This is a genomic window from Dyella amyloliquefaciens, from assembly GCF_004296575.1.
Lineage (GTDB): Bacteria > Pseudomonadota > Gammaproteobacteria > Xanthomonadales > Rhodanobacteraceae > Dyella > Dyella amyloliquefaciens.
This window is the reverse complement of sequence record NZ_SAYT01000009.1, coordinates 30,820-50,067: the sequence shown is the minus strand read 5'-3', so window position 1 is coordinate 50,067 and position 19,248 is coordinate 30,820. Positions and strand designations below refer to the sequence as shown.

General features: G+C 65.1%; 17 protein-coding genes and 1 tRNA gene. 8 read left to right on the top strand and 10 right to left on the bottom strand.

All coding sequences use genetic code 11. The features are described from left to right. Nucleotides 1–135: 135 nt before the first annotated feature. From EPB08_RS19555 to rtcA, 4 genes are all read left to right on the top strand, one after another. Nucleotides 136–1,686 carry a TROVE domain-containing protein gene (locus EPB08_RS19555; protein ID WP_130620809.1) on the top strand — a complete coding sequence of 517 codons (1,551 nt, stop codon included), beginning with the start codon at nt 136–138 and terminating at the stop codon, nt 1,684–1,686. A 514-nt stretch (nt 1,687–2,200) separates the two neighbouring features. Next, a tRNA-OTHER gene (locus tag EPB08_RS21110) sits at nt 2,201–2,341 on the top strand. 281 nt (nt 2,342–2,622) lie between these two features. Next, nucleotides 2,623–3,843, top strand: a complete 1,221-nt coding sequence (locus EPB08_RS19550; RefSeq protein WP_130620808.1) for an RtcB family protein — start codon at nt 2,623–2,625, stop codon at nt 3,841–3,843. 17 nt (nt 3,844–3,860) lie between these two features. Then, the gene (gene rtcA / locus EPB08_RS19545; RefSeq protein WP_130620807.1) at nt 3,861–4,874 is read left to right on the top strand and encodes an RNA 3'-terminal phosphate cyclase; all 1,014 of its coding nucleotides are present in this window, start codon (nt 3,861–3,863) and stop codon (nt 4,872–4,874) included. Between the two features lie 3 nt (nt 4,875–4,877). On the opposite strand, the gene rbsK is transcribed toward rtcA, so the two are convergent. Together rbsK and EPB08_RS19535 are read right to left on the bottom strand one after the other, a co-directional pair. Further along, nucleotides 4,878–5,771: a ribokinase gene (gene rbsK / locus EPB08_RS19540; RefSeq protein ID WP_130620806.1), complete on the bottom strand. Its 894-nt coding sequence runs from the start codon at nt 5,769–5,771 to the stop codon at nt 4,878–4,880. A 97-nt stretch (nt 5,772–5,868) separates the two neighbouring features. After that, complete coding sequence (locus EPB08_RS19535; protein WP_130620805.1) at nt 5,869–6,303, bottom strand: hypothetical protein; 435 nt, start codon at nt 6,301–6,303, stop codon at nt 5,869–5,871. A gap of 142 nt (nt 6,304–6,445) precedes the next feature. Between EPB08_RS19535 and EPB08_RS19530 the strand changes: the two genes are divergently transcribed. Together EPB08_RS19530 and EPB08_RS19525 are read left to right on the top strand one after the other, a co-directional pair. Continuing rightward, nucleotides 6,446–7,144, top strand: coding sequence for a glutathione binding-like protein (locus EPB08_RS19530; RefSeq protein ID WP_130620804.1), 699 nt, complete (start codon nt 6,446–6,448; stop codon nt 7,142–7,144). Between the two features lie 123 nt (nt 7,145–7,267). Beyond that, nucleotides 7,268–9,556 carry a S9 family peptidase gene (locus tag EPB08_RS19525; RefSeq protein ID WP_130620803.1) on the top strand — a complete coding sequence of 763 codons (2,289 nt, stop codon included), beginning with the start codon at nt 7,268–7,270 and terminating at the stop codon, nt 9,554–9,556. A gap of 202 nt (nt 9,557–9,758) precedes the next feature. Here EPB08_RS19525 and EPB08_RS19520 read toward each other — a convergent pair whose 3' ends face one another. The 7 genes from EPB08_RS19520 to lptM form a co-directional block, all read right to left on the bottom strand. Then, entirely contained in the window at nt 9,759–10,373 is a 615-nt protein-coding gene (locus tag EPB08_RS19520) for a hypothetical protein (RefSeq protein WP_130620802.1), read from the bottom strand. 36 nt (nt 10,374–10,409) lie between these two features. After that, complete coding sequence (gene hslU / locus EPB08_RS19515; protein ID WP_130620801.1) at nt 10,410–11,750, bottom strand: ATP-dependent protease ATPase subunit HslU; 1,341 nt, start codon at nt 11,748–11,750, stop codon at nt 10,410–10,412. A 129-nt stretch (nt 11,751–11,879) separates the two neighbouring features. Further along, nucleotides 11,880–12,413: an ATP-dependent protease subunit HslV gene (hslV, locus tag EPB08_RS19510; protein ID WP_130620800.1), complete on the bottom strand. Its 534-nt coding sequence runs from the start codon at nt 12,411–12,413 to the stop codon at nt 11,880–11,882. 236 nt (nt 12,414–12,649) lie between these two features. After that, nucleotides 12,650–13,534: a tyrosine recombinase XerC gene (gene xerC, locus EPB08_RS19505; RefSeq protein WP_130620799.1), complete on the bottom strand. Its 885-nt coding sequence runs from the start codon at nt 13,532–13,534 to the stop codon at nt 12,650–12,652. 7 nt (nt 13,535–13,541) lie between these two features. Then, nucleotides 13,542–14,225 (bottom strand): DUF484 family protein, encoded by a 684-nt coding sequence (locus EPB08_RS19500; protein WP_130620798.1) that lies wholly within the window; start codon nt 14,223–14,225, stop codon nt 13,542–13,544. A gap of 64 nt (nt 14,226–14,289) precedes the next feature. After that, nucleotides 14,290–15,138 carry a diaminopimelate epimerase gene (dapF, locus tag EPB08_RS19495; protein WP_130620797.1) on the bottom strand — a complete coding sequence of 283 codons (849 nt, stop codon included), beginning with the start codon at nt 15,136–15,138 and terminating at the stop codon, nt 14,290–14,292. Further along, on the bottom strand, nt 15,138–15,500 hold the full coding sequence (gene lptM, locus EPB08_RS21315; RefSeq protein ID WP_229238427.1) for an LPS translocon maturation chaperone LptM: 363 nt from the start codon (nt 15,498–15,500) through the stop codon (nt 15,138–15,140). The genes dapF and lptM overlap by 1 nt, the downstream gene beginning before the upstream one ends. 158 nt (nt 15,501–15,658) lie before the next feature. Between lptM and EPB08_RS19485 the strand changes: the two genes are divergently transcribed. After that, the gene (locus EPB08_RS19485) at nt 15,659–16,342 is read left to right on the top strand and encodes a hypothetical protein (RefSeq protein WP_130620796.1); all 684 of its coding nucleotides are present in this window, start codon (nt 15,659–15,661) and stop codon (nt 16,340–16,342) included. A 507-nt stretch (nt 16,343–16,849) separates the two neighbouring features. Here EPB08_RS19485 and EPB08_RS19480 read toward each other — a convergent pair. Further along, entirely contained in the window at nt 16,850–17,323 is a 474-nt protein-coding gene (locus EPB08_RS19480) for a GNAT family N-acetyltransferase (RefSeq protein WP_165418551.1), read from the bottom strand. Between the two features lie 193 nt (nt 17,324–17,516). Between EPB08_RS19480 and EPB08_RS19475 the strand changes: the two genes are divergently transcribed. Continuing rightward, on the top strand, nt 17,517–19,001 hold the full coding sequence (locus EPB08_RS19475; protein ID WP_130620795.1) for a RimK family protein: 1,485 nt from the start codon (nt 17,517–17,519) through the stop codon (nt 18,999–19,001). Nucleotides 19,002–19,248: the final 247 nt, after the last annotated feature.

The following is a 19,248-nucleotide window of genomic DNA, read 5'->3' as shown; positions in this document are numbered from 1 at the left end:
TATAAACAGGTTGACCTGGTTGTGGTCGGTTTTGTGGGTAAGTGAGATTAATTGTAGTTAAAACAATTGGATAACTGTTGGATAAGTGGTTGGCACGGCTCCTGCTCTATCCACTGGGCAAACGGAGAAACGGCCATGTCGAACCTTCAACTCTTCCAAAGCTTTCGCGGTGCCCGGGTTGCCCGAGCCAGCGCTATCAACGAAGCCGGCGGCGCCGCCTACCAGCGCAGCCCCGAGGCGACCCTCGCGCTCTATGCGACCACCGGTTGCCTCAACGGCACCTTCTATGCGGATGCGCAGACCCAGCTCGATACGCTCGTCGGGATGTGCGATGCGGTATCGCCGGCCTTCGTGGCCAAGGTGGCGCTGTATGCCCGCAAGCACGCCCACATGAAGGACGTGCCGGCGTTGTTGCTCGCTTACCTGGCGTGTCGCGATGGCGCGTTGCTGGAGCAGGTGTTCGACCGGGTGATCGACAACGGCCGCATGCTGCGCAACTTCGTCCAGATCGTGCGCAGTGGCGTGCTCGGTCGCAAGTCACTGGGCTCGCGTCCCAAGCGCCTGGTGGCGAACTGGCTGACCAGGGCGTCGATGGAAGCGTTGATGTCGGCGGCCATCGGCGAGCAGCCCTCGCTGGCAGACGTGATCCGGATGGTGCACCCGCAGCCGCAGGATGCCGAGCGCGAGGCCTTGTATGCCTGGTTGATCGGCAAGCCCTGCGCGGTGGACAAGCTGCCGGCGATCGTGTGCGAGTACGAGGCGTTCAAGGCCGATCCGTCGGGCGACGTGCCGGACCTGCCGTTCCAGTACCTCACGGCGATGCCGTTGTCGGGCACGCACTGGAAGGCGGTGGCGTCGCGCAGCTCGTGGCAGGCCACGCGCATGAACCTCAATACGTTCCTGCGCAAGGGCGTGTTCGAGGACGAGCAGTTGGTGAAGCAGATAGCCGCGCGCCTGCGTGATCCGGCAGCCATCAAGCGGTCGCGGGTGTTCCCGTACCAGCTGATGGTGGCGTATCGCGCTGCGGTGGGAAGCATGCCGGAGGCGATTCTCGAGGCCTTGCAGGATGCGATGGAAGTGGCAACGGCGTCGGTGCCGACGCTGGCAGGCAACGTAGCGCTGGCGATCGACGTCTCCGGTTCCATGGCGTCGCCGGTCACCGGCTATCGCCGTGGCGCCACCACCAGTGTGACGTGTGTGGAGGTGGCGGCCTTGATGGTCGCCTGCATCAAGCGCGGCAACCCGAAGGCGCGGGTGATTCCCTTCGCCGAAACGGTGCGCGAGCTGAAGCTCAACGCCCGGGACAGCGTGCTGACCCAGGCGCAGCAGATGGCCCGCATGGTCGGTGGCGGTACCAGCGTCAGCGCGCCGTTGGCGCTGTTGAATCGCGAAGGCGTCGCGCCCGATCTGGTGGTGATCGCGTCGGACAACCAGAGCTGGGCGGATACGCGTCGCGGCGGTGGTACCGAGACGATGCGTCAGTGGGCCGCGCTGAAGGCGCGCAACCCCAAGGCACGCCTGGTGTGTATCGACCTGCAGCCGACGGCGACCAGCCAGGCGCAGGAAGCGCCGGATGTCACGCACATCGGTGGCTTCAGCGATGCGGTGTTCGCGCTGTTGGCGGACGTTGCACGAGGTGACCAGGCGCGTCGCTGGGTCGAGCGCATCGAGGAGATGGATCTGTAGCCGCCATGGAAGGCGGTGTTCTACCCCGGCAGGAATGAGCCTGCCGGGGCCAGGCTCCGGATGAGCCAGAAGAACAGTTTCGCAACGAATGCCGATGGAACTACACGGATAAGGCCTTCGGGCCCAGGGGTTCGAATCCCCGCCTGCAATGCAGGACGTTTCATCAACGATTGTCGTTGCACTTGCACGCGTTACGGCAAGGAATGCTGAAACGATATGCGCAGAGAGGTTGCCAGGGATGGCGTCGATACACCCGGTGGGAATAGGCCCGCCGGGACAGGCCTCACGCAAGAATAATGAATCAAGGAGTTTGTTCTGCAACGAATGCCAACGGAACTACATCTGGTAAGCCTTCGGGCGAAGGGGTTCGAGTCCCCTCCTGCACTGCAGGAAACGTTTCGTTACCACTTGTCGTTGCACCTTTTGTACTGGTTCGGCAGCGAATGCCGACGGACCTACTAGCCTGTCACGCTCCTGGTTGCGGGTTCGAATCCCGCCGACGTCAACCTCGGTTGCGTCGTAGCTCAACGGTTAGAGCAGGAACGGTTCGTCACTCTTTGTCGCTGCATCCGGACCGAACAACGCAGTAAACGTTTCAACCGCGGCGAATGCCGATGGACCTACTGTGTCGCGGGTTCGACTCCTGCCGACGTTGCCCGTTCGGAACGTCGTAGCTCAGTGGTAGAGCAAGATGCGGTTCGTCATGCCTTGTCGTCGCACTCATATCAACCAACGCTACACCAGCTTCAACCGCGGCGAATGCCGAGGGACTTACTAGCCTTCTAAGCTCCAGGCCGCGGGTTCGACTCCCGCCACCGCCGACACTGTGGCGGTGTAGCTCAGCGGATAGAGCGGGATGGTTCCTCAACTCTTGTCGTCGCATCCTGTTAAAACCTGGCTGGCGCAGAACCGCCGGCCTCCAGGGAAGTTATCCACATGGAATCGCAGAACTACAACGTCATCAACGAAGCGGGCGCCGTGCCGATCAAGCTGTGGACGCATGGCGTGCCGCTGGAAGACGAGGCGCGCGCGCAGCTGCTCAACATCGCTCGCCTGCCCTTCATCCATCGCTGGGTCGCCGTGATGCCGGACGTGCATCTGGGCAAGGGCGCCACCGTGGGCTCGGTGGTGCCGACTGTCGGCGCCATCGTGCCTGCCGCGGTGGGCGTCGATATTGGTTGCGGCATGATCGCCGCGCGCACCACGTTGACCGCCAGCGACCTGCCCGACAACCTGGCCGGCATCCGTTCGGCGATCGAGCGCGCCGTACCGCACGGTCGTACCGTGGGCGCGCGCGACAAGGGGGCGTGGTCCACGCCGCCGCAGGCCGCGCTGGACGGCTGGAGCAGCTTGCACGAAGACTTTGCGCGCATCGTGGAAAAGCATCCCAAGCTTGGGCGCACCAACAACCTCAACCATCTCGGTACGCTCGGTACGGGCAACCACTTCGTGGAAGTCTGCCTGGATGAGGAGCAGCGCGTGTGGTTCATGCTGCACTCCGGTTCGCGCGGCGTGGGCAACGCCATCGGTACGCACTTCATCGAGCTGGCCAAGCAGGACATGCGCCGCTGGATGATCAACCTGCCTGACCAGGACCTTGCGTACCTGCCCGAAGGCAGCGATCACTTTGGCGACTACGTGTTCGCGGTGGACTGGGCGCAGCGCTTTGCACGCACCAACCGCGTCATCATGATGCGGCACGTCGTGGAAGCCGTGCGCAAGGTTATCGACAAGCCCTTCGATGCCGAGGCGGAAGCCGTGAACTGCCACCACAACTACGTGAACCGCGAGCATCATTTCGGCAAGGACGTCCTGCTGACGCGCAAGGGCGCGGTGAGTGCGCGCAAGGGCGAGCTGGGCATCATCCCCGGTAGCATGGGCGCGAAGAGCTTCATCGTGCGCGGACTGGGCAACGCGGACAGCTTCCATAGCTGCAGCCACGGCGCCGGACGCGTGATGAGCCGTACCGCAGCGCGCAAGCAGATCACGCTGGAAGAACATCGCGCGGCAACCGCCCATGTGGAATGCCGCAAGGATGCGAGTGTGATCGATGAGTCACCGGCCGCGTACAAGTCCATCGATGCCGTGATGGCGGCACAGCAGGATCTGGTGGAAATCGTTCATACCTTGCGCCAGGTGGTTTGCGTCAAGGGTTGAGTGCTAAGGACAGGAAGATGTTGGAGATCAACGGAAAGGAAGGCGGTGGCCAGTTGTTGCGCACCGCGCTCGCACTCAGCCTGTGCACGGGTGAGGCGTTTCGCATGGAGCATATCCGTGCGAAACGCCCGCGTCCGGGTTTGATGCGCCAGCACCTGACGGCCGTGCAGGCGGCCCGCGACGTGGGCAACGCCACCGTCGCGGGTGCCGAGCCTGGTTCGCTCACGCTGGAGTTCACGCCGGGTGCCGTGCGTGGTGGCGACTATCACTGGCCCATCGGCACGGCGGGCTCCACCACGCTGGTGGTGCAGACTGTGCTGCCAGCGTTGTGGATGGCGCGCGTCGATGCCCGCTTGCTGCTGGAAGGCGGCACACACAATCCGCTGGCGCCCAGTGCGGACTTCATGGTGGACAGTTTTCTCCCGCTGATGCGGCGCATGGGACTGCAGGCGCATCTACGCCTTGAGCGCCACGGCTTCTATCCGGCCGGCGGCGGCGCTGTCTTGATGGATATCTCGGCGAGCAAGGCGCCTGTACCCCTGCATGTGCCCGAACGTGGCGAGGCCATCGGTATGTCTGTGACCGCACTGATGTCCTCGGTGCCGGGACGCGTGGGCGAACGCGAACTCGACGCCGTGAGGCGCCGGCTGCCGATCGCGGATGAGCATCGCCATATCCGTCAGGCCATCGGCTCTCCAGGACCTGGCAATGCCCTGATGGTGCGCGTGCAGTGCAGCGAGGTCACGGAGTTGTTCACCGCCTTCGGCGAGCGCGGTGTGACCGCTGAGCGCGTCGGCGAACGGGTGAGTGAAGAGGCGCGTGCCTACCTTGCAAGCGGTGCGGCCGTGGGACCGTATCTTGCGGACCAGTTGCTGCTGCCGCTGGCCCTGGCCGGCGGTGGCAACTTCACCACGCAGGCGCCCACCGAGCACTCGCGTACCAATGCAGCGCTAATCGAAAAATTCCTGCCGGTGCAGATCGATTTCGATGAACTCGGCGAGGATCTATGGGCCGTGACTGTAAGCGCCTGAAACTTAGGCGCGAGCGGTCAGAAACGCATCGAGTTCGCCGCGCGTGGGCATGCCACCTTGCGCGCCCAGCCGGGTAACCGACAGGGCCGCAGCCGCGCAGGCCTTGCGCGCTGCCGTCGGCAAGCCCTCGTGGAGAAACACGGCGAACGCGGCGTTGAACGTATCGCCTGCCCCGGTGGTATCGGCGACATCGACCTTGAAACCGGCCTGATGCACCGGCTCGCCTTCCTCGCGGAACCACGCACCGTCTCCTCCACGCGTAAGCACCACGGGCGCGGGCGAACGGCGCATCAGCGAGTGGAAATTCTCGTCGGCATCCGCGCCAAGCAGGATGGCGAGTTCATGCTGGTTGGGCGTGAGGTAGCGTGCGAGCTTGAGCCATTCCACCGGCAGCTTCCGTGCCGGTGCGGGATTGAGGATCACCGGCTTGCCCACGCGTTGCCCGAGCCGCAAGGTGGCTTCCACGCTCTCCGGCGGAATCTCCATCTGCACGAGGATCACGTCAGCGTGATCGAACGCCAGCCGTGCGCCTTCGATCTGCGCCGGTGTCACATGGGCGTTGGCGCCGGGCACCACCACGATGTTGTTGTCGCCTTCGGCGACGGTGATCGAAGCGGTTCCGCTGCTGCTGTCTGCGATGCGTGCGACATGCTCCAGCTGCACGTTCTCGCGCGCGAGTCCTTCGCGCAGCTGCTCGCCGAAGGCATCGTCGCCCACGGCGCCCACCAGCGTGACTTCGGCACCCAGTCGTGCCGCGGCGACGGCCTGGTTCGCGCCCTTGCCACCGTGCACGGTGAGGAAGCGCTCGCCCAGGATGGTTTCCCCGGGTGCGGGAAAACGTGGTGCCAGCGTCACCAGGTCCATATTGATGCTGCCGACCACGACGACGCGAGTCATAGGTGCTCCATCACGATGCTACGGAAAGCGTAAGAGGATACGTGATGGCAAGTGCCGCGGCACCGTCGCTGCCTGGGCGACGCTGCCGCGATCAGGCTCAGGGGTGAGCGCCGCTGCTGCTCGATGACGCGGGCATATGCTGTCCACGACGCTCCTCCATCCGCTCCATGGCCTTCTCGCGCATGGCTTTCGCCTTGGCCCGTTGCTGATCGTTGAGCACGGCGTCCATCTGCTCAGTGCTGTCCTGCACGATCGACATCGCTTTGGCGCGACGGTCAGCAGGCCTGAGGCTGCTGTCGCCGCGCAGCGCCTGCATCTGCTGGTCACGCTGCTGCAGGATGGGAAGGATCTTCGCCTGCTGATCGGAGGTCAGCTGCAATTGTTTGGTGAGATGTTCCAGCTGTTGCTGTGGATCGGCGGCACGTTGGTGCTTGGCCGCGGGTTCGGTGGTTGCCGTGCCCTGCTGGGCCCAGGCCGTGCCGGCAAGCGCGAGGCCCAGCGAAAGCAAGACGAGGTGAAACTGACGTGGCATGGTCGTTCTCCTGTCGGATTGGCCAGTGCGGGAACGCGGGTGCGGAGCGGTGCGTTGACCCGTCGCGGTCCGGGCGGTGTTGCTTGAATCCCAGCCTATCGCCCCGAACATCAATGAATCGTCCGCACCAAGGTCACCGCCCATGATCGAGCTTCACTACTGGCCCACGCCCAACGGCCACAAGATCACCCTGTTCCTGGAAGAGTCTGGTCTGCCTTACACCATCAGTCCGGTGAACATCGGCAAGGGCGAGCAGTTCCAGCCGTCATTCCTGGCCATCTCCCCCAACAACCGTATGCCGGCAATCGTCGATACCGCGCCGGCCGATGGCGGAGATCCGATCAGCGTGTTCGAGTCCGGCGCGATCCTGCAGTACCTCGCCGAAAAGAGCGGCCGCTTCCTTCCCGCCGATGTGCGCGAGAAGAACACGGTGCTGGAATGGCTGTACTGGCAGGTGGGCGGCCTCGGGCCGATGCTCGGCCAGAACCACCACTTCAACCGCTATGCGCCCGAGAAGATTCCTTACGCAATCGACCGCTACATCAACGAGACACGCCGTTTGTATGGCGTGTTGAACAAGCGTCTGGAAGGCCGCGCCTTCATCGCCGGCAGCGACTACAGCATCGCCGACATGGCCGCGTATCCGTGGATCGTGGGGTACGAAAACCAGGGCATGCGGCTGGAGGATTTCCCGCAGCTGAAGACCTGGTTCGAAGCCATCCGCGCGCGTCCTGCCACCCAACGTGCCTACGCACTGGGCGAGCAGATCAAGGACAAGTTCGACCTCACCACGGATGAGGCGGCGCGAAAGATCCTGTTCGGTCAGGGGGCCAAGGCCTGAGCTGTCCGCGACGCATCGAACCTGATGCGTCGCTTTTTCCCGAAAATCGCTGGCTTCCCCGGGCTCGACGCGTTCTAATCGCCGCTTGTTCTTACGTACGACGCGTCGCCCAAGGAAGTTCCCATGCGCGCCCTTTTGTTTGCCGCCCTCACGATGGTGGCCCTGCCGACCATGGCCGAAAAACTCACGATCGAACGCATCTTCGACGGTGGCAGCCTTGCCGGCGCCGCGCCGCGTGGCCTGCAGATCTCGCCCGACGGCACGCGCGTCACCTTCCTGCGTGCCAAGCCGGACGACCAGTTCCAGCTGGATCTGTGGGAATACCAGCTCAAGGACAACAAGACGCGCCTGTTGGTCGACTCGAAGAAGCTCGAGCCCAATGGCGAGCAGCTTTCCGATGCGGAGAAAGCGCGCCGCGAGCGCGAGCGCACCGCGGGCCTGCATGGCATCGTCAGCTACCAGTGGTCGCCCGACGGCAAGCAGTTGTTGTTTCCCATCGGCGGCAAGCTCTACGTGTATTCGCTGGCCACGCCCGATGCCGCGCCCAAGTCGCTGGACACGGGCGACAACGTGATCGATCCGAAGATCTCGCCGAAGGGCCGCTACGTGTCCTATGTGCGCGACCAGAACCTGTGGATAACTGACCTCACCACCGGTGAGGCAAAGCAGCTCACCCACGATGGCGGCGGCACCGTGCACAACGGCGAGGCCGAGTTCGTGGCGCAGGAAGAAATGGATCGCAGCACCGGTTACTGGTGGGCGCCGGACGATTCCTCCATCGCGTTCGAACGCTACGACGAAGCTCACGTGCAGGTGACCAAGCGCACCGAGCTCTACGCCGACCACACCGACGTGATCGACCAGCGCTATCCGGCCGCGGGCACGCCCAACGTGACGGTGAAGCTGGGTCTGGTGGCGCCGACCGGCGGCCAGCCGCGTTGGATTGACCTGGGCAAGGACGCCGACATCTACCTCACGCGCGTGAACTGGCTGCCGGACGGCAAGCACGTCTCCTACCAGCGCATGCCGCGCAACCAGCAGCGCCTCGAGCTGCGCCTGGTCGACGCGAAGACGCTGGCGCAGCGCACCCTGCTCACCGAGACCAGCGACAACTGGATCAACCTCAACGACGACCTCACCTTCCTCAAGGACGGCAAGTCGTTCCTGTGGGGCAGCGAGCGTACGGGTTACCACCACCTCTACCTGTATGGCATCGACGGCAAGCTCCGCCACGCGGTCAGCGAAGGCGAGTGGCCTATCGACGGCCTGCTGGCGGTGAACGAGCACAGCGGCATCGTCTATGTCAGCTCCAACAAGGACGCGGTGCCGGAGCGTCAGGTCTATGCGCTGAGGCTGGATGGCAGCACGGCCAAGGCGCCGGTGCGCATCAGTCAGGGCGCGGGCACGCACTTGGCCGAGTTCGCCCATGACGCCAGCTTCTATGTGGATAACTTCTCCAGCGTCGACACCCCGCCGCAGGTGAGCGTTCACAAACCCGACGGCGCGCAGCTCACCTGGATCGAGCAGAACAAGCTGGACGAGAAGCACCCGTTCTGGCCGTATCGCGACAGCCTGATCAAGCCGGAATTCGGCACGCTTAAGGCCGCCGACGGACAGACGCTGTATTACCGCGTGTACAAGCCGGCCGGGTTCGATCCGAGCAAGAAGTACCCGGTGTTTGACACCTACTACGGCGGTCCCAGCGCACAAGTAGTCGCCAACACATGGGGCGACTACTTCAACCAGTACATGGCGCAGCAGGGCTTCGTGGTGTTCAGCCTGGACAATCGCGGCATGGCCCGTCGCGGCCATGTGTTCGAGGCGCCGATCTACCAGCAGCTGGGTGCGGCCGAGGTGGATGACCAGCTGGTGGGCATCCAGTGGCTGAAGTCGCAGCCCTGGGTGGATGCGAAACACATCGGTGTATTCGGCTGGAGCTATGGCGGCTTCATGACCACCATGATGCTGGCCAAGGCGTCCGACCAGATCGCCGGGGGCGTGGCCGTGGCGCCGGTGACCAACTGGCGCCTGTACGACACCTTCTACACCGAGCGTTACCTGGGCCGTCCGCAGGACAACGATGCCGGCTACACGCGCAGCTCGCCGATGGCGTGGCTCGATGGCCTCACTGCCAAGCTCTACCTGGTGCACGGTATGGCGGACGACAACGTGCTGTTCCTCAACTCCACCGAGCTGATGGCGGAGCTGCAAAAGCGCGGCACGCAGTTCCAGTTCATGGCCTACCCCGGCGCCAAGCACGGCCTCAACCTGCCGGGGCAGCGCACGCACGTGTATCACCTGATCGAGAATTTCTTCCAGCAGCAGGTGAAGGGTGGGGCGCCGGCCACGCGCGCGGTGAAGGCGCCGACGCAGGATCCGATGCCGGCACCGGCGCCGGCGACAACGCGCTGAACCCCTGGCGGCGTTGATGTGGGAGCGCACCCTGTGCGCGACCGCGGACCCGCATTCAAACCGGGGTTGCCGGTTTTCGCGATCAGGCCATGCCACGCGTTTCGCTCCGCCGGGCTGTCGCGCACAGGGTGCGCTCCCACAGGGAAACGAAATCGAGATGGAAATAAAAAGGCCGGCTTCTCAGCCGGCCTTTTGCTTTCGATTACTGCACGTGCCCTACGCCCGAGTCGCCCTGCTCCAGCGGCGGTGGCGTACCCGCCACTGCAAGCAGCGACGTGGCGTAGCCGTCCTCGATGCTGACGGTGGAGACCTCGTCCCACGAGAAGAACGAAGGCTCGCGGAGCCATTCGGCGTCCGGCGAGATCTCCTGCATGTTGAAGCCGTCTTCTTCGACGCCGACCAGGCGACCGATGTAGCAGACCTCGGCCTCGTCCTCGCTGTCCACATGCACGCCGATCACCGGGGCCTGCGTCGCCGCGGCCTGGATCACGCCGCGGATATCGTCCAGCGGGAAACCCCGGGGAGGACGTGGCAGCAGGTGCTTGAGGGCGAGCGCCTTTTCCATGAAGGGCGCATGTTTGTCGGGCGCCTCCAGTTCGGAGACGTCCCGGTGGCGCATCACATACATGCCGTCATAGGTGATGCCGTCGCCGACCACCCACAGCAGGAAGAATTCGCGACCGACACCGCCCACGTAACCGCAGAAGCTGCCGTGTTCGAGTTCGCCGCGCCACAACCGGACCAGCTGGTGCTTCTGCTGCGCTTCGCGCAGCTGGGCACGCTGGCCGGTGGTCTTCAGTTCGATCACATTACTCATGGGCACAATTTTAACAGCTGGGGCCTGACCCCTTGTTTACAGGATGTAACGGCTGAGATCCTCGTCCTTGACCAGGGTTCCCAGGTTTTTATCCACATATTCGTCGTCGATCACGTAATTTTCGCCGGATTTGTCAGCAGCTTCGTAGGAGATCTTCTCCAGCAGCCGCTCCATGACCGTGTGCAGGCGGCGGGCGCCGATGTTCTCGGTCCGTTCGTTCACCTGGAAAGCGACCTCGGCCAGGCGGTCGATGCCGTTCTCGGTGAACTGCACGGTGACGCCCTCGGTGCCCAGCAGGGCGACGTATTGCTTCGTCAGCGCGTTGTGCGGCTCGCGCAGGATGCGCTTGAAGTCTTCCACCGACAGCGCGGACAGCTCCACGCGGATCGGCAGGCGACCCTGCAACTCGGGGATCAGGTCCGAAGGCTTGGCCAGCGAGAACGCGCCCGAGGCGATGAACAGCATATGGTCGGTTTTGATCGGGCCGTACTTGGTCGACACGGTCGAGCCTTCCACCAGCGGCAGCAGATCGCGCTGGACGCCTTCGCGGCTCACGCCCGCGCCGCCCCACTCGGAGCGCTGGGCGATCTTGTCGATCTCGTCGATGAAGACGATGCCGTTCTGCTCGGCCGCCTGCATCGCCTGCGCGCGCACCTCTTCCTCGTTGAGCAGCTTGGCGGCTTCTTCGTCGATCAGCAGCGGACGCGCGGCCTTGATCGCCAGCTTGCGCTGCTGCGTCTTGGCGCCACCGATGTTCTGGAACATCTGACGCAGCTGCTGGCCCATCTCCTCCATGCCCGGTGGCGACATGATCTCCACGCCCACATTCATGGCGAAGTCGAGTTCGATCTCGCGGTCGTCCAGTGCGCCTTCGCGCAGCTGCTTGCGCAGCTTCTGGCGGGTGTCGTTCTGGGCGTCATTGGCCGGGGCCGGGTCATGGCTCCAGTCGGACGGCTGCTGGCGGCGCGGCAACAATGCGTCGAGGATGCGGTCCTCGGCGCGGTCTTCGGCGACCGAGCGCACGCGCTTCATGGCCTGCTCGCGGGTGAGCTTGTAGGCCACGTCGGCGAGGTCGCGCACGATGGACTCGACGTCCTTTCCGACATAGCCCACCTCGGTGAACTTGGTGGCTTCCACCTTCACGAACGGCGCGTTGGCCAGCGAGGCCAGGCGGCGTGCGATCTCGGTCTTGCCCACGCCGGTGGGGCCGATCATCAGAATGTTCTTGGGTGTCACCTCGTCACGCAGGCCCGGCTCCAGCTGCATGCGGCGCCAGCGGTTGCGCAGCGCGATGGCCACGGCGCGCTTGGCGTCGTGCTGGCCGATGATGTAGCGGTCGAGTTCGTTGACGATTTCGCGAGGAGTGAGTTCGGACATGGGGTCACCGGAAGGTTTGGTTTTTGCCCGTCATCCCTGCGCACGCAGGGATCCAGTGGATTTGCCTTGAAGGCGCTGGGCCCCGGCTTTCGCCGGGGCGACGGAGGGGAAGGCCGTCGCGCCAGGCGCTTACAGCTCTTCGATCGTGGTGTTGTGGTTGGTGTAGATGCAGATATCACCCGCGATCTTCAGCGCGCGCTCGACAATCGCGCGTGCATCCATGTCGGTGTTCTCCATCAGCGCCAAGGCAGCCGATTGCGCATACGGGCCACCCGAACCGATGGCGATCAGGCCATGCTCGGGTTCCAGCACGTCGCCGTTGCCGGAGATCAGCAGCGAGGCTTCCTTGTCGGCCACCGCCAGCATGGCCTCGAGGCGGCCCAGGCGGCGGTCGGTACGCCATTCCTTGGCCAGCTCCACTGCCGCGCGGGTGAGGTTGCCGCCGTGCTTGTCCAGCTTCAGCTCGAACAGCTCGAACAAGGTAAACGCGTCCGCCGTGGCGCCGGCGAAGCCGGCCAGCACGTCGCCCTTGCCCAGGCGGCGGATCTTGCGCGCATTGGCCTTCATCACCGTGTTGCCGAGGGTGACCTGGCCGTCGCCGCCGATCACGACGCGGCCGTTGCGGCGCACCGAGACGATGGTGGTGGCGTGAAAGGATTCCATGGGAGCTCCGGAGAGTACGAATCTGCCAGAGGTGGGGTCGGGGCGGGCAAATCCAACCGGCCACACGGTCTGCCCCCTGTGGGAGCGCACCCTGTGCGCGACCGCGGCGCGGCGGTGAGGCCTCGGTAGAGGGTTGTCGCGACAGGCTATGGTTGCTGGATGGGGAGCGGCATCACCGCTCCGTAGGCTTGTCGCGCACAGGGTGCGCTCCCACAGGGAGAGCGGCGGTGCCAGGCCTACTTCCGCTTGGCGCGGGGATGGGCGGCGTCGTACACCTTGGCCAGGTGCTGGAAATCCAGGTGGGTATAGATCTGGGTGGTGGCGATGTCGGCGTGGCCGAGCAGTTCCTGCACGGCGCGCAGGTCGCCGGAGGATTCCAGCATGTGGCTGGCGAAGGTGTGGCGCAGCAGGTGAGGATGCACGCGCTTGGGCATGCCCTGCAGCAGCGCGATCTTCTTCAGTCGCAGCTGCACCGTGCGCGGGTTGATCGGCGCACCGCCGCGTCCCTTGAACACCGGCTGCTCGGGCACGACGCCTTCGGTTTCGCCCAGCGCCCTCAAGGCGGTCACGGCATGGCGCCCGACGGGCACGATGCGCGTCTTGTTGCCCTTGCCCAGCACGCGGACCTCGCCGGCGTGCAGGTCCAGGTCGATCCAGCGCAGGCCGGTGAGTTCGGAAAGGCGCAGGCCGGAGGAATAGAACAGCTCCAGCATGGCGCGGTCGCGCAGGTTCAGGGCGCCCTCGCCCTGCGCCTCCACCAGCGTGCCGGCTTCGTCGACGTCGAGCACTTCAGGCAGCTTGCGGTGCACCTTGGGCCCGTGCACGCCCGCCACGGGGTCATGGCCGAGCGACCCTTCGCGGGTCAGGTGACGGAACAGGCTGCGGCAGGACGACAACAGGCGCTGCAGGCTCTTGGGCGACAGGCCGCCACGATGCTCGCCGGCCACGAAGCCGCGCATGCGGTTGGGTTCGAGGTCGTCGAAACGGGTGACGCCTTGCGTTTCCATCCAGCGCAGCAGCTTGGACAGGTCGCGCCGATAGCCTTCCACCGTATGCACCGACGCCTTGCGCTCGTTCGCCAGTCGGGCGAGCCAGGCGTCGACCTGCTCCTGCGGTTTCATCCCCGGATTACACGCCTTCCTGCGAGCGCCGCAGCGCCGCCGAGACGGTGGCCGCGATCATCTTGAGGAACAGCGTGCCCATGCCGGGCTGGAAGTGGTCCACGTCGCCGCTGCCGATGGCGAGGATGCCGAATTCACCCAGCGGCATGATCGCGCTGGAGCGGATTTCGGGCGCGCGGTCGCCAAACAGGCGATACAGCCGCTCGGCCGAAAGTCGTCCGGCGATCGGTTCGTGATTGGCGATGAAATCGGCGAACTCCGGCATCGACGCGCGGCCGCCCGGTACATGGACCAGCCAGTCCGCGGGCGGCAGGCCGATGTTGCCGAACAGCACCAGGCGCACGTGGTCGGTCTGGAAATCCTCGCCCAGGCGCGTCACCACGCTGCGCGCGGCCACCGCGGGCGTGCTGGCGCGCAGCACGGCCACGTTGAGATCGTGGATGCGCTGCATCAGGCGCTCGTTGTCCGCCGCGATGCTGATCAGGCCGGCGAGCTGGCGCTCCAGCTCGGCGTTCTTCTCGCGCAGGCTCTGCAGCTGGTAGGCCGCCAGCGAGGCGACCGAACCCTGTTCGCGCGGCAGCGTGAGCTGGGCGGCGAGATCGGGAAAATCGGTGAGGAACTCCGGGTGCCGGCGCAGATAGGCCGCCACGTCGCTGGCGCTCAAGGTTTCGGCGAGTGCGGTGTCGGACATGCGGGTTACCTCGACAGGATCGATACGTCGTAGGCCCGAGTGTGCGATGTCCGGGTGTCCGCTTTCAACGTGCTGGCGAACTATCCAACCATTCGCCTTCGAACACGAAGGCGGCCGGACCGGTCATCCACAACGTGTGGCCGGGCCCTGCCCACTCGATGGTCAGCGTGCCGCCCGGCAATTCCACCCGGACGCGCTCGTCCACCTCGCCGCGGCGACGCAACACCGCCATGGCGGCGCAGGCGCCGGTGCCGCAGGCCTGGGTCCAACCACTGCCGCGCTCATGCACGCGCAGGCGCAGGTAGTCGCGCCCCATCGCCTGCACGAAGCCGGTGTTGGCGCCTTCCGTGAAGCGCTCATGCGTGGTGAGCAGCGGGCCGAGGTGGAACAGCGACGGCGCGTGCAGGTCGGGCACCACCACCACGGCGTGCGGATTGCCCATCGAGACCGAGCCGATCTCCAGCATCTCGCCGCCGACGTCGATGGCATAGGCATCCGCCTCGGCGTTCGCCGCGAAAGGAACCAGCGCGGGATCAAACGACGGCACGCCCATGTCCACGGTCACCTCGCTGGGACCGCTGAGGCGCACCGTCACCGGGCCGGACGGACTCTCCACCCGCACCGTGTCACCCACGGCCAGCTCGCCCGCGCGATGCAGCCACGCCGCGACGCAGCGGACGCCGTTGCCACACTGGCCCGACGGCGAGCCGTCGGCATTCCAGATGCCGTAATAGAACGCGCACGAGGGATCGCGCGGCGGCTCGATGCTGATCAGCTGATCGAAGCCCACGCCGGTATGGCGATCGGCGATGTCGCGGATCTGCGCCTCGCTGAGCGCAAACGGCTGCGCGCGGCAATCGACCATGACGAAGTCGTTGCCGATGCCATGCATCTTGGAGAACGGCAGCTTCATCACATGAACTTGCCGCCGGTGATGCGGCCGTCCTTGTCCAGCTCGGCGAAGTAGCGGCTGTTGTTGGTGCGGAATTCGCGCGTGGCGACCGTGCCAGGCAGTACCAGCAGCACATCGGGATACATCGCGTGGAACTGGTCAGGCGTCGGGTGGGTGGCGATGAAGGTGTCGAAGGCCGTCATGTCACTGACGAACCCGTGTACCGCCCCCGGCGCCAGCGCGACCGGTTTCGCGGCGGGAGCCACGGGCGCTGCGGCAGGTGCCGGCGTGGGCTTGGGCGTGTACAGCGGTCCCTTGTTGCCGCAACCGGCCAGCAAGGCCAGCCCGGCGCACAGCGGAAGCAGCAGGTGGAGTCGACGCATCGCAGGGTTTCCGTAGGGAACGGACGGAGTATAGGGAAGCCTCAAAATGGTGGCGAGCCAGCCGTGGAAAAGCGCATTCACGCCACGTTCTCCCCTGGGCTGCCGTTATCATGGCCTCGTCGCCGCCCTGCGCGGTACGGAAGTCTGAACTCACGACGATGGATTGGACCGCGCTGCTGCGTCTGCCCACGACGATCCTGCTGATCCTGGCAGCGATCGCCCTGCTCTTCACCCTGGTGCAGCTGGTCATCCTGCGCAATCGCCTGCACGACCACCAGAACCTGGCCGCCGCAGGGCGCACCTTGCTGGTGCTGATCGGGTTCGCACTCACCCTGGTGCTGACCGGCATGGGCTTCGCCCTGCGCGGCTATCGCCTGCTGGCGGACGAGACGCCGGTGGTGGAGATCGAATCCCGCATCCTCTCGCCGCAGCGCTGGGAGCTCATCCTGCACTGGCCGGATGGCACCATCCGCCAGATACCCGTGGCGGGCGATGCATGGCGGGTGGATGCCGTGGTGCTGAAGTGGAAGCTGCCGGCGCTACTGTCGGGTGTGCCGCCGCTGTACCGGTTGGACCGTGTCTCCGGCCGCTATGACGATCCCAACGATGAGGCACATGCGCCGCGGACGGTGACCGATTTCGGCGAGGCCGGCGGGTTCGACCTGCTCAACCTGCATAAGCAATACCCGCAATGGGTGCCCAACGTGGACGTGCTGTTCGGCAGTGGCGTGTATTTGCCGCTGGTGGACCAGGGGCATTACACGGTGAGCCTGATGCGTACGGGCGCGCTGGTGGCGCGGCCGGATGAGGCGACGCAGCAGCGCATCGCGCAGCCGTTCTGATTTTTTTGCGGGGACCGGCGGCACATGCTATTCGCCGCCAGCCACTCCCCTTGTAGGAGCGCACCCAGTGCGCGAAGGCTCTCGCCAAGCCTTCGTTCCTGTGTACTCCGGGTGGGGTGCGAACACCTTTCATGACGCGAGCTGTCACTCCCTCTCCCTCCGGGAGAGGGCTGGGGAGAGGGTGCGGTTCTAGCCTCAGCGGGCAGACCTGCCATCCCAGTACGGTTAGGCGTCAGAGCGTTCGTCGCCTCCGATGCGCTAGCGCCAGGTTGCCGCTTACGCAGCGGGCGTTTCGATCCCCTGCCGGTGCTCGAGTCACTTTTCTTTTGCTGGTCCAAAAGAAAAGTAACCCAAAGAAAACGACCTGATGAGCTGGCGGCGGAATGGTGGGAAAAACCTTGGAGTTTCCGGAGCCCGGATTGCGACCGCCTCCGCCGCCAGGCAGCGGCTACACCGCAACGCGCCATGGCGTAGAGGACTTAAAGCGATGCCACGCGTGAGCGAGCATCACCCCACCTTCTTCTCATACCGCCAGGCATCCGCCCCGTCGCCGTAATAGTGCTCATAGTGGCCGATGCGTACGTAGCCGAGCCGCTCGTAAAGTCGGATCGCGTCGTTGTTGTCGGTGCGCACTTCCAGCCGCAGCACCTTGCAGCGCCGCCGCTTCGCCAGTTGCTCGGAGGCTTCAAGCAAGGCCGAACCCACGCCCTTGCCACGCGCTTCCGCATGCGTGGCAATCGAATACAGCCGCGCCACCTTCGTGCCCTTGCGGAAGAACACCACGGCGGTGCCGAGGAAGCGGCGGTGGTTGGCGCTGGCGACCAGCACCTGGGCGGTTTCGCTGTCGAGATGCCGGCGGTATTGCTCGCGGCTCAGGCGGTCGGTGGCGAAGCTGCTTTCCTCGAGCGCCACCAGGTCATCGAGATCGGATAGTTCGGCACGGCGCACGCGCACGGCGGCGGTCGCGGGCATGGGGGTCATCAGGGGCGGATCCCATCGAGCGCAGAGTGGACCAAGCGGCGCACTCTAGACCTCGGAGACGCATGCGGCAATCGTGACCTTCGGCGCATTTAGGGCGGCTTCATAGCCACGCCCATTCCTGTGCCACACTGCGGCCCTTGCGCCGTGCCGCCTCGTTCCCCACGCGACGACACTTCCAACCGCCCGAGGTGTCATGACCCGTCTCGTCATCGTCGTCGAGAAAGCTTCCGACTGGAGTTCCTACTACCCCTCCGTCGACGTCGTCACCGCCATGGACTACCTGCGCGAGCCGGTAGGCGTGGACGAGGAACGCACGCACGTCCTCAACCTGTGCCGCAGCTACAAGTACCTGGGCACTGGCTATTACGTCTCGCTGCTGGCGGAGGCGCGCGGACACCGCGTGATGCCCACGGTGCGCACGGTGAACGACCTGCGCCGCCGCTCGCTGTACGGCCTGGACATCGAGGATCTCAGCACCAAGCTCACGCACTTCCTGCCGGCCGGTGGCCGCGACACCACTGACTTCGGCATCCTGGTCTACTTCGGGCAGACCGCGTATCCCGCGCTGCAGGATCTTGCGCGTCAGGTTTTCGAAATGTTCCCTTGCCCGCTGCTGCGCATCGAGTTCGAGCGCGACCGCGTGTGGCAGGTGAGTGCGATCAAACCGGTGGGCCTGCACACGCTGGTGGACCAACAGGAAGACGCGTTCGCCGAGGAGCTCGACCGCTTCAGCAAGAAGCTGTGGCGCAAGCCCAAGGCGCGCAAGCAGTTCCGCTACGACATCGCGATGCTGGTCGATCCGGCCGAGGCGATGCCGCCGTCGAACAAGAAGGCGTTGAAGTCCTTCATCGCGGCGGGCAAGGAGCTGGGGATCGAGGTCGATCCGATCAACAAGAACGACTACCAGCGCCTGGCCGAGTACGACGGGCTGTTCATCCGCGAGACCACGGCCAGCGACAACCACACCTATCGCTTCGCGCATCGCGCCGAACGCGAAGGCATGGTGGTGATGGACGATCCGGCATCGATCCTTCGCTGCACCAACAAGATCTTCCTCAACGACCTGATGGTGTCGCGAAAGCTCGCGGTGCCCCGCACCGAGATCCTCTATCGCGACGACGCCAAGGGCCTGAAGGACGTCGCCACCCGCCTCGGCTACCCGCTGGTGCTGAAGATTCCCGACGGTTCGTTCTCGCGCGGCGTGGTGAAGGTGGAAAACGAACAGGCGCTGGGGAAGGCCACCGCCGAGCTGTTCCAGCACAGCGCGCTGCTGCTGGCACAGGAATTCGTCTACACCGAATTCGACTGGCGCATCGGCGTGCTCAACAACGAAGCGCTGTACGCCTGCAAGTACTACATGTCGCGCGGCCATTGGCAGATCTACAACCACGGCGCGAAGGGCACGGCCAAATCCGGCGGTTTCGAGACCATTCCCGTGCGCGAGGCGCCGGTGGAAGTGGTGAAGCTGGCGCTCAAGGCCACGCAGGCGGTGGGCGATGGCCTCTACGGCGTGGACCTGAAGCAGGTTGGCGACAAGCCGGTGGTGATCGAGGTGAACGACAACCCGTCGATCGATGCCGGCGTGGAAGACGCCTACCTGGGCGAAGAGCTGTATGGCCGCATCATGCAGGAATTCCTGCGACGCATGGAGCGCAAGCGGCTGGGCATCGTCGACTAGGACCTTCCGTAGCGGCCCTTGTGGGAGCGCACCCTGTGCGCGACTGCGACGCTGCCTTCTTGCCGTGTCACGACATTAGGCGTCACCGCTTCGCATTCGTCGCGCACAGGGTGCGCTCCCACAATAAAGACGTCGATGAGCATGGGGTTATTCCGGCAGCCCGTCCCTGGGCTGCCGTCACGCCGGCGCCATCCTTTGCGCCGCTCCTGCGAAGGTGCCCGCCATCCCGGCCATCGCAAGACGTCCC